Below are 9,846 nucleotides of genomic sequence, written 5' to 3'. Positions count from 1 at the left end.
GCCGTAAGGAAGGCTGGACGGCTGCGGTCGCAACCCAGCTCCGCCCGGCGTCCGTGCCGCCGGGTTGCGGGGCCTGCCCGGCGGCGTTGCCGCGTAACCCGTAGACGGAGAGGGGCAAGGTGATGAGGCCGATGACGCCGCCGACGACGCTGGAGGTCTGGTCGGCGGTGGACAACCCGTACGGGGCCACCGCCCACACCACTGCCCCGATCAGTGCTGCGAAGGCCGGCGCGAGCAGCAGTTTCGGCAGCAGCCTCCGCCAACGCCCGCTCGTTGCCTGACCGTTGGCTGGTCCGCGTACGGTTCGCAAGTCCCCGGCTCCCCCCCTCGTGTTGGGGGGATCATGTCCGGATTCCGCATGAACCGGGCCAGGATGGTGGTTTCGGTACGCGGTCGTGACGGGGCGGCAGCAGACACAGGGCCGGCAACGGAGGGTGGGACCGGCAGAGGGCCGGCACTGGGACAGGAAGCCGTCCTGGCCTACTGGGTGACGGCCGCCTGCGCACCCTCCAGCAGACCTTCTCGGTCGGGGTGCGTTGTCAGCCCAACAACTCCGCGGTCCTTGGGAGGAGTAGTCGAAACGGCGGCCCCATGCCCAGTGCTCTGCTGGACGTGTGCCTTCGCTGCGGGAGATGTCGCTGTTCAGCGATGCCGAGGTGCTTGGTGTGTTCATGAGAACGGACGGCAGATGCTCACGACTATGGGAGGCGCCGCCGTCTGGCACCGTTTGATAGCAGCAGTAGTAATTCCGCTTCAACCCTCCCTGACCGCCACGCAGGCCGTTGCCGTCCTCCGGGCCCCGAACACGATTGCGGAAGCTGGGTGCGATCATGCATGCATGAACCATCTCGGCGATGCGAACCTGCGCACCTGGACGCTGCGCGTTACGGCTCTCCTAGCGGCCGACACCCAGGATCAACTCGCCTGGCTGGGCGAGCGTGAGCTGGATACGAAGGACGTCGTTGAAGAGGTGGAGCTCATGTGCCGCGTGTCCGAAGGGCTCGCGGAGCGCGGAGCCTTCGAGCCTGAGGATCAGCGTCATCTTCGGGCCATCGGCCGTCGCATCGGCGAGATCGATGCCACCCGCCGCGTCGGCCTCTGGGACAACGCTCTGGCCTCGGATTCGGCGTGGGACGACATTCGTTCTCTCGCTCGCCAGTTTCTCCTCACGAGTCTGGGCGACTGGCATCAGCCACTGCCACGCCTCGTGCGCCCGCCGATGGGCGACCACTGAGCCGTCCAGGCTGCCTGTGCGACTCTGACACAGTCGGCGCCGCACACTAATTAGCGGGAACGTCGCGACTATGTTCGGACGGATGTCGGCAGGGCCGCCGCACACTGCCTGCCAAGCCCCGGGGGGGGCCGCTTGTCAGGTCGAAACTCAAGCCGCGTTCGAATCCTCGGTGTGCTCTGGCGCCTCCCGTAGCCGTGAACATCTGCTGTCCGTTCTCAGGTTCTGGCTCGCTTTCCGTGAACCGGTCACGGTGAGTCATGCGGCCTAGCTAGCTCAAAGGCCGTGGTTCTGGTGTGCTTCTGTGGCGAGAAAGTCTCGCGCCGCGGAGGTGACCCGGTCGCGAATGTGCTGCTGGTCCGGAGGTTGATCGTTCGGCAGGTCGAGCGCTCTCGCCAGATCAGCGATGGGTTGCAGCGCGTCGGGGTGGTCGAGTTCGGCTGCGGCTTCCTCATAGATCAGCTTCGCTCCGTGCACCGGATCGAGTTGGCACGCCACGATCTGGCCTGCCCACCAATGTGCCGCGGTCCATCGCGCCTTGGCAAGATCTTCCGAGGTCAGCGGCAGAAGACCCAACTCTTCCAGCACAAGGTCGAACAGCTCGCGGGCCTGGGGATACTCACCATGCGCGAGGCCAGCCAGCAGGGGAAGCGAAGGAGCCTCGATGTCGGCCATCAGGGCGTCCAGGCCCAACTGGACCAGGTAAGCGTCCGAGGGGCGCTGCCAGGGTTCCATGGCCAAGTCTGCAGCGGCCATGCGGATCAGGCCGATCGCTACTACTGCGTCCACGCTGTCGCCTTCTCATCATCTTTCCGTAGAGGGAAGTCCTATCACCGAGAGCCGGGTGGTTGATCAGGTGGTCAGCAATACGCGCTTGCGTACAGGCTGAAACCGGCCCGGCCGAACATCTGGCGCTTGAGCATCTTGATCCTGTTGACGTGTCCTTCGACGACGCCGGAGTTCCAGGGCAGGGTCAGGCCGGCGATGACGGCGTCGCGGTCTCGATCGATGCCGGCCGCGAGAGTGTGGAGACTGGGAAGGTCGTCCTGGCGGACGGCGTCGAGCCACTGCGGGAGTCGTTCCCCCTGCCGCTCGGTGAGCATCTGGGCGAAGGACCGGACTTGACCGGTCAAGGCATCGAGTTCAGGGCAGTTGGCAAGGACGGCTTTGAGCCGGAGCTGTTCGATCTCGGTAAGCGTCTCGGGTCGGCTGAGCTCGTCACCACGTGGGGTGACGGCGGTTGCACGGTGACCGGCCGTGGCGAGGTGCGCTTTCCTCGCAGGTAGGCGCTGACCCGGCCATAGCTGCCTCGATAGCCCAAGGGAACGATCTCCTCCCAGAGCTTCCAGGCGTTGGTGCAGCCCTCGTCCCAGGGTTGTCCAGGTAGGGCTTGTACTCATCAAGAACGGAGGTCCTGTTGTGCTGCCACTGGCCGCGAAAGCGGTCTTCCGGCTTCGTAGCGTCGGCGAGGCTCTTGACGGTGCGGTGGGTCATCTGGAGCTGACGCCCGATGGAACGGAGGCTGTGGCCGGCTTCCAGCAGCGCGTGGCGTGCAGGGCTCGGACGCGGTTGGCGAATAGCTCGCTCCGCCTTGGAGAGTTCGCCTTCTCCTCGGGCGGCGCCGGTTCGTCGGCCTTCGCGTCGCGATCGGGGACCAGGACGCGAAGGCCCTGGCGGTGGCGGGCGGCAGCCCGCTCGGGGGCCTCCCCGAGGTTGTGCCACAAATGCCAGCGGTCGGCGACCTGCGTCGCCTGTGGTGCCCCGGCTGTGGCGCCTTCCGCGAAGAACGGCGCGCGGTCCCGGCAGACGATCTCGAGCCCGGGTCGCTTCGCCAGCCATGCGGCCAGGCTGGACGCCTCTCGGTCGGGCAGCAGATCCACCGGGCGACGGGTCTCGACGTCGACGAGCACCGTGCCGTAGACCCGTTCTTTGCGTGTGGCGTACTCGTCAACCCCCACCACTCGCGGGGCCGGGACTGCGGGTTCAGGCAATGCATCGAGCAGCCGCAACACCGCGCTGCGGCTGATGGACACCCCGAACGCCCGGGCCATCCGGGCGCGAGCCCGGCCGGCGAGGCAGAGAGCCACCGCGGCGAGAGTCGACCGCAACCGTTCCGTCCAACTGCTGTGCCGCCGGGTCAGTCCCGGCATCTGCTCAGCGAACGTCCGCCGGGCACACGAAGGCTTCGGACGGAAGAGCCGCCGGACTCGCAGTTGCAGGACCACCAGACGTCCCCACTCGGTACGTCCGCTGGAACCGCAGGTAAGAGCTGTGCACCCGGGGCGACTCGCTCCCACAGTCCGGGCATGCCGCCCGGTCTGCAGTACTGCAGACGTCGATGGGTATCGCCTCGTGGCTCACGTCCAGCGACAGCACCGACACGTGCGCGACGGACGGTAACAGCAGGCCCTCCAGGCGGGGCGCCATCTCTTCCACGACGCCGCACTGTCGACCACATCAAGATCGGCCCTGGTCACTTTCAGGCGAGCCCGATCGGAGCGTCAGCCGTCACTCAGCGTGCGCGCATCACGGAAAGCAAGCCAGAACCCGAGAACGGACAGCAGATGTTCACCCCTTCGGGAGGCACCACTGTCCGGCACTGTTCGATTGCGCGGTTTCGGGGAGCGAGTACCGGCGCCCCATGTCAGTCGGCTAGAAGATGTCGGAGCGCATGTGTTGCGTGAGGTTCTCGAGGATCTCGCGCAGCCACGGGCTGCGGACGGCTGGCAGCCGGACCAGAGTGTGCCGGAAGGTTCCCGGGTCGGCCTGGAAAGGGTGACGGGGGTGCGGTGCGAGCGGGTCGTCGCGGAGGACGCCGTCGGGCATGGTGCCCGACGCGGGGAGGGGTAGGTGCGGCTCGGGGAAGGCCAGCCACATCCACACCCCGAATGGCAGTGGCACCGGGTATGCCGATGCGGCCCGGCCGGCCGGGCTCCAGATCTCCCCTGTCTGCGGATGGATCGGCAGGAGGAGTATGTCGGCGTCCGGGTCAGGGCCGGACAGCCCCGGTCCGGCCAGGACGGCGCGCCGCGCTGGGGTGCCCGCAGGCAGCAGGGCGTCGAGGGCGCGCTGGAACACTTCCGCGATCAGGCCGTGCGGGACGGTCACCGGCCGGCCGTCCGAGGCTGCCAGCAGGTGGGCGAGCGCCCGGCCGGCGGCCGCCTCCCACTGCGGGCTCCATGCCCACCAGTGGCCCAGCCCGAGCATCGAGCGCCATGTGGTGATCGGCTCGAACGGGGGCGTGCTTTTCCCCTCCGCCAGCAGTTCCGCCCAGGAGAGCGTTGCGGTGGGGGCGTTGTCGACAGGGAGGCGGCGCACGGCATCCGGCGCGAGCCAGACCGCTTGCCACAGTGAGCAGTCGTCAATCCGGTTCGCCACGGGCAGGCCGCACGCCTCACAGGCCATGTTGGGGCCGTCACCCCAGTCGAGGCCGCAGCAGTAGCCGTCGGCCTTCTCCGGGATGAGCACGGTGCCGCGGGTATCTCCGGGTGCGATGACGACCGTGCCAGGTGTGCCGTCGGACACGGCGTGGACCGAGGCGTCGATGCCGCGGGTCGCCGCCTCCTCCGGATCAATCTCGTCCCGCCTCCGCCATGGCGGCCCCAAGCGCTTCGGGTCCACGGCGAACGTGCCCGACTCCATGAGCACCGGGAGCTGAATCCCGTTCCCGTACTTCTGATGGGCGTGGGCCGGCAGCGCGACCTGGGACAGCGGGATCGTCAGCCTGGCGCCACACCCAGCACACACGAAAATGAACAAATCTCCTCCGCCGAAGAAGCGGAGAGCATCGTCGCAGCTCCTCGGTGGACCGACCAACGTGTTTTATACGCTGCGGGGCCGAGCACCGCTGCGGCGTGAGCTTCGCCTTGTCCTCGTCACGCGTGTAGCCGAGGAACTCGAGGCCGGCGTTCCGTGCGGCCGCGAGGTCCACGAGGGAGTCGCCGATCATCAGGGCGTGGGCGGATGCGGCGCCCATGGCGTTGAGTGCGCCCGCAGCGCCGTCGTGTCGATCGCCTCCCGAGGTCCAGCCTCCGGCTCCTGGTCGCCGTGCTCCGGGCCGGCTGCCGAGAAAGCGGATGGGCCAGCAGGCTCCGTCGGCCGCGACGTCGGTGACGGTGAAGGCGCCCGACACCGGATCGTCCTCCCGGCGTCCTTGAAGGGCGAGTGCCGTACGCCGGGCCGCATCCACGCTGGAGAACGTCATGCTTCGTGATCGGGGTCGAGCACCACCCTGAACCTGTTGCCTTCCGGATCCGTCATCAGGGCTTCCATGGGATCGTGGAGTTCCAGCAGAGAGGCGCCCTTGGCGATCAGCGTCTGAACCTGCTCGGCGACCGTTCCGACGAGGACAGTGACGACGGGCAGCACAGCCGGAGACTCCGCTTCCCCAACGCTGTACTCACCATGGCCCGGGACGCTGCCCCAGAACTTGATCATTTTCTCTGGGTCTAGGGCTTCAAAATGAATGTGCATGCTGCTGCCTCACTTTCATCTGCGCAGCCGAAACCGGAAACGGCCTACCGGACCGATCCGGCAGGCCGTTGCGGGTGGCCGGGGCTTCAGCAGTCGATCACGGTGTTGTGCGAGTCTGCGATACCGGGTTCGCCTAAGCGTCCGTGGTACTCGACCTGAAGTCCCCGGACAGCGACTCCCCGAGTCGCCTGATGGAAATCGCCCGGAACTACGACCGCATCTGCCAGAGAGCCGAGGGGCTCCCGCACCCCGATGCCACGGGGACCGAAATCCTGGCCGCCTTGCTGGGCATCCGCATGCTCCGGGAGAAGCTCGATCACGACGAACTCAAGCTCACCACCCTCGCGCGCACGAAGCGGATCACCTGGGCACGTATCGCACAGTGGCAGGAACTGAGCGGCCGCCAGGCAGCCGAGCGGCGACACCTCCAGCTAGGACGCTCCTGCACTCGCCCTGACGGCACCCTCTCCACACAAAGCGAGCGCGTGGAGTACGCCCGGAGACTTCGCCGCCGTGCCGAACGCCAGTGGGCTCTCAGCCACGCTGCACGTATCCGACGGGTGGCCACGCAACTGGCAGCCATCAACGATCTTCAGCAACGGGTAGACGGCTCCCACGAGGCCCGGATTATCCACGCGATCCGCCACGGCGAGGAAGCGCCGCCGACAGAGGCGTCGCAAAAGCCATTGGTGTGGCCCAAGGCCCTGAGAGAGTGCGTTGCCGAGGACGAGCGTTTCCGCAAGACACCGCCGCCCCTCGTCGACGACGGCCTCGTTGATGCCAACTGGCAGCGACAGCAGCAGGAGGCCGATATTGTTTACCGGCTTCTGGGCCTGATCGGTCATGCCGCCAACCCAAGGAACATCGAGCTGACCGACCTACCCGACCTGGCCGACGCCATTTTCGACCTCTGCAACGACTCACAGCAGGTAGCGATGAGCCGACTCTGAAGCGTTGTACTGGTCAAGCTCCGGCCCGCTCTCCATGACATCGGCGGCCAGGTCCGGGGGTGGGGTTTATCGCGCTGCGCAGAGGATCAACATCACGACCGATGACAACTCCCTGTGACAGCCACGGTCCCGCGGCCTATGCGGAGACCGGCGCGACAACTGGGTGTAACAGCCATGGCAGCAACGGGCCACCGGTGGCGACGACGACGCTAGCGTGGTCGGCAGGACTACTGGAGGAAGCAATGACCGCCCAGCCCGACCACCTGGCCGTCCCGCCGCCGGCACCCGCCCCGGCCGCCGCAGCTCTGCTGCTGGCGCAGCTGCGCGAGGACCGCCGCGCCGACACCTGGGTGCCGGCCTTCGAGCGGGACTGGGCCAAGGCCATCGAGGACTCCCGCCACACCTACAGCCTCACCCCGCTGTACGACGTTGTCCGCACCTGGCAACTGCGCCTCGCCGCAGCCCCGGCCGTCGACGCCTACATGGACTCCGGCGGTGACGAGACCGGTTTCGTGGACCTGGCCGACGTCCTGGGGGCCCGCCAGTGACCGACCAGCCGTGGACGGTACGACTGTCCGCGCAGGCTGCCAAGACACTCACCGGGCTCCCCGAGCCCGCGAAGGAAAATGGTCCGCGACGTTCTGGACATCGCGGCACGCTCCCCGTGGGGCTGGCCCCAGTGGGACGCCGGTGACCCGGAAGGCGAAGACGTCCGCGCCGCCTCCATAGGCCAGCTGTCCGTCGTCTACGTGGTCAACCGACTCACCCAGCGCGTGGCAGTCCTGGACATCGTCCGCCGGGGCCGGTGCCCCCGGGCACGTCACAGTGCGAACGCAGGGACCCCGGGGGTACGGGTCACACCGCACACCCCCCGTGCCCGCGAGGGCGCCGCGGGCGGCGGCGTGAGGGCCGGCCCGATCAGCGGCATGACGGCCGCCAGCATTTCCGCCTCGCTCGCGGTCCCGTCCACGACCAGATCGGCCGCCGCCCGGGAGGGCGCGACGTGGGCTGCGTGGCGGTCCCTGCCGGTCTGCAGATAGTTGCGCAGGGACAGTCGGGGGTCCTGCCGCTGTACCTCGATCTTCCGGAGGATCTTGCGGGCCAGGCGTATGTCGTCGGGGGTGTCGACATACACCCGCCACGCCGCCCGCCGGACCACGGAGGGCAGTGACAGCGCGAACAGGCCCTCGACCACCACCAGCAGCACGCCGGGGCGCAGCAGCGCCGCGTCAATGGCGTGTGTCACCGCTGTCTCGTCGATCGACCCTGGATGGTTCCAGTCGAGGACGGCGTGCCCGTCGGCACTGACCGTCCACACACCCCTCAGGGGGTCGTGCGCGGGCACGTAGTAGTCGTCCAGATGGACCAGCGCGATGCTCTCGGGACACTGCAGCGACAGGGCTTCGGCAAGGGTGGACTTGCCGGATGCGGTGCCGCCTGCGACCGCCAGTACACCCGTCATACCGGGCGCTCCTCATGTGCTCAAAGGGGATAGACGAAGCGGCCGGACGGGCCGGGTGCAGGGAATGTACGGCGGCGTGATCGCCCATGGCAAGCGGGGAAACGCGGCCCGGTTCAGCGGAGGCCAGGGCCGGGACCTTTGGTCGACCTGCGCACCGGTCTCGGCGATGCCGCGCCGGGCACAGGTTTCACGCGGTGACGGCGGTGGGGACGCCGAGCCAGCGGAGCCTCCCCCTGGAAGCCCGGCCGCCAGGTCGGACAGGACCGGGGAGACGGACGGCTCGTTCAGCCACCGCGCGGCGGTGATGGGGTGCTCGGTGGTGGCGATGTTGTGCCGGAGGGCTTCGAGGCCGGGGTGGAGAGCATCGTCCCCATCACGAAGGCCCGCTGGCCGGAGCCCGCGGGCCTGGCTGATCGCGGCGCCCCGCCGGGGGATCAGTCGCAGCCCGGGCGGCACCCACACGGGTCGGAGGAGGGCACGGGTCTGGCGCGGTACGCGACGCTGGATGCTCTGGGGCAGACCCGTCTGGACCTGATGTGGATGAAGGAGGCCGGGACGGTCGTGCGCGGGGAGGTCGGCCACGAGCCGAAGGTGACCAGTCTCGACCAGAAGGCCGCCACACCGAAGGCGACGTTGTCGGACTGCATCGACCTCTCGCGGTGCCAGACGTACGACACGCGGGCGAAGAAGGTGATCCCGCTGCCGACCAGTCAGCCGCTGCGTTACCGCGCCACCGCGAAGGCCGAGCGGTGGAAAGGTCGGTGGATGGTGACCGACGTCGACACCGGGGGCGGCGGGTCGTGCTGAGACGGGCGGCCGCAGCCACCGCTGTGCTCCTGGCGGGCGCCGTTCCCGCTGCTGCTCACGCCGACGACGGTGGACATGGCATCGGCACACCCGGCAGCAGGGGCGCCTCCAAGTACGTCGAAGTTTGCGCTGGCGACGGTTCCAGCTCGTCGAGCAGTCCGGACACCCCCGCCTCCGCCGACACCCCCGGCAAAGCCAAGGGCAAGGACGGCTCCGCGGCACGGAAATGCACCTATACCAGGCTGGTCCCTCAGCCCCCGGCGGACAACCTGGCCATGCAGGAAGGCAGGAAGCGCGGCGGAAGGAGAGCGGCCTACCAGGTTGTGTGCCCGGACACGGGCCGTGTCGGCGTGGTGTGGATCCCGGACGGTGCCGCCCCGGCCGCGCCCGCGGTCGACCCGGAGACCCTCGCCCGGCGTGCTGTCGACTCCATGCGGCTGGACGGGCCGGACATCGCCTCCCCGCGGGCGGCCGGCCGGTACACGGTCGGCGTGCCCATGTGGCTGTGGGTCCACCGGAGCCCGACCACCTTTGGGGCCGCCACGGCGACGGCCAGCGCGGGTGCCATGACCGTGTCCGCCACTGCGCGCGTCACTTCGATCCGCTGGGAGATGGGCGACGGCACCACCGCCACCTGCGCCGGCCCCGCCACTCCCTACCGGGAGAGCGCCGGCATGACCGACTCGCCCGACTGCGGACACCGCTACACCCGCGTCAGCAGGGACCAGCCGGACGGGCGCCTCCCGCTCACCGCGACGGCGACCTGGACGGTCACATGGCAGGTCACGGGCGGAGGCGCGGATGAGGGTGAGTTCACCGAGCCCCGCCACACGACCGTCGGCGTCCGCGTCGGCGAGGTCCAGGTCCACAACTGACTCATGCTGGGTGGGGGCGGCGGAGTGCTCATGTGCGCTCGGCGGCCG

General features: G+C 68.7%; 10 protein-coding genes and 2 pseudogenes. 5 read left to right on the top strand and 7 right to left on the bottom strand.

Annotated features, from left to right (window positions below; genetic code table 11):
* On the bottom strand, positions 1 to 310 hold a 310-nt coding region (locus ACFW2E_RS32070), incomplete at its 3' end, for a hypothetical protein (RefSeq protein WP_384470924.1).
* Between the two features lie 528 nt (positions 311 to 838).
* Here ACFW2E_RS32070 and ACFW2E_RS32065 point away from each other — a divergent pair.
* Positions 839 to 1,234: a hypothetical protein gene (locus ACFW2E_RS32065; protein ID WP_384470921.1), complete on the top strand. Its 396-nt coding sequence runs from the start codon at positions 839 to 841 to the stop codon at positions 1,232 to 1,234.
* Between the two features lie 273 nt (positions 1,235 to 1,507).
* Here ACFW2E_RS32065 and ACFW2E_RS32060 read toward each other — a convergent pair whose 3' ends face one another.
* From ACFW2E_RS32060 to ACFW2E_RS32040, 5 genes and pseudogenes are all read right to left on the bottom strand, one after another.
* Positions 1,508 to 2,020: a hypothetical protein gene (locus tag ACFW2E_RS32060; protein ID WP_384470918.1), complete on the bottom strand. Its 513-nt coding sequence runs from the start codon at positions 2,018 to 2,020 to the stop codon at positions 1,508 to 1,510.
* Positions 2,021 to 2,112: 92 nt separating this feature from the next.
* Positions 2,113 to 3,456 (bottom strand): annotated as a pseudogene (locus ACFW2E_RS32055) (ISL3 family transposase); the annotation flags it as partial.
* A 427-nt stretch (positions 3,457 to 3,883) separates the two neighbouring features.
* Positions 3,884 to 4,990: a hypothetical protein gene (locus ACFW2E_RS32050; protein WP_384470915.1), complete on the bottom strand. Its 1,107-nt coding sequence runs from the start codon at positions 4,988 to 4,990 to the stop codon at positions 3,884 to 3,886.
* A gap of 88 nt (positions 4,991 to 5,078) precedes the next feature.
* Positions 5,079 to 5,207, bottom strand: a pseudogene (locus ACFW2E_RS32045) (HAD hydrolase-like protein); the annotation flags it as partial.
* Between the two features lie 224 nt (positions 5,208 to 5,431).
* On the bottom strand, positions 5,432 to 5,668 hold the full coding sequence (locus tag ACFW2E_RS32040; protein ID WP_384470912.1) for a VOC family protein: 237 nt from the start codon (positions 5,666 to 5,668) through the stop codon (positions 5,432 to 5,434).
* Between the two features lie 179 nt (positions 5,669 to 5,847).
* Here ACFW2E_RS32040 and ACFW2E_RS32035 point away from each other — a divergent pair, with 179 nt between their 5' ends.
* Positions 5,848 to 6,654, top strand: a complete 807-nt coding sequence (locus ACFW2E_RS32035) for a hypothetical protein (RefSeq protein WP_384470910.1) — start codon at positions 5,848 to 5,850, stop codon at positions 6,652 to 6,654.
* A gap of 242 nt (positions 6,655 to 6,896) precedes the next feature.
* Positions 6,897 to 7,202 (top strand): DUF6247 family protein, encoded by a 306-nt coding sequence (locus ACFW2E_RS32030; protein WP_384470907.1) that lies wholly within the window; start codon positions 6,897 to 6,899, stop codon positions 7,200 to 7,202.
* Positions 7,203 to 7,474: 272 nt separating this feature from the next.
* Here the strand turns inward: ACFW2E_RS32030 and ACFW2E_RS32025 are convergent, their stop codons facing one another.
* Positions 7,475 to 8,116, bottom strand: coding sequence for a uridine kinase (locus tag ACFW2E_RS32025; RefSeq protein WP_384470904.1), 642 nt, complete (start codon positions 8,114 to 8,116; stop codon positions 7,475 to 7,477).
* Between the two features lie 330 nt (positions 8,117 to 8,446).
* Here ACFW2E_RS32025 and ACFW2E_RS32020 point away from each other — a divergent pair, with 330 nt between their 5' ends.
* Together ACFW2E_RS32020 and ACFW2E_RS32015 are read left to right on the top strand one after the other, a co-directional pair.
* On the top strand, positions 8,447 to 8,923 hold the full coding sequence (locus tag ACFW2E_RS32020; RefSeq protein ID WP_384470901.1) for a hypothetical protein: 477 nt from the start codon (positions 8,447 to 8,449) through the stop codon (positions 8,921 to 8,923).
* Positions 8,917 to 9,798, top strand: a complete 882-nt coding sequence (locus ACFW2E_RS32015; RefSeq protein WP_384470899.1) for an ATP/GTP-binding protein — start codon at positions 8,917 to 8,919, stop codon at positions 9,796 to 9,798. The genes ACFW2E_RS32020 and ACFW2E_RS32015 overlap by 7 nt, the downstream gene beginning before the upstream one ends.
* Positions 9,799 to 9,846 lie beyond the last annotated feature (48 nt).

Origin of the sequence: Streptomyces sp. NPDC058964, from assembly GCF_042741275.1 — a bacterium.
Lineage (GTDB): Bacteria > Actinomycetota > Actinomycetes > Streptomycetales > Streptomycetaceae > Streptomyces.
This window is presented reverse-complemented; position numbering and strand designations above follow the sequence as displayed.

What these genes read in the sequence shown, in the direction of transcription:
- ACFW2E_RS32065 (WP_384470921.1), top strand. Translation starts at nt 839, where the DNA reads ATGAACCATCTCGGCGATGCGAACCTGCGCACCTGGACGCTGCGCGTT.
- ACFW2E_RS32040 (WP_384470912.1), bottom strand. Translation starts at nt 5,668, where the DNA reads ATGATCAAGTTCTGGGGCAGCGTCCCGGGCCATGGTGAGTACAGCGTT.
- ACFW2E_RS32030 (WP_384470907.1), top strand. Translation starts at nt 6,897, where the DNA reads ATGACCGCCCAGCCCGACCACCTGGCCGTCCCGCCGCCGGCACCCGCC.
- ACFW2E_RS32025 (WP_384470904.1), bottom strand. Translation starts at nt 8,116, where the DNA reads ATGACGGGTGTACTGGCGGTCGCAGGCGGCACCGCATCCGGCAAGTCC.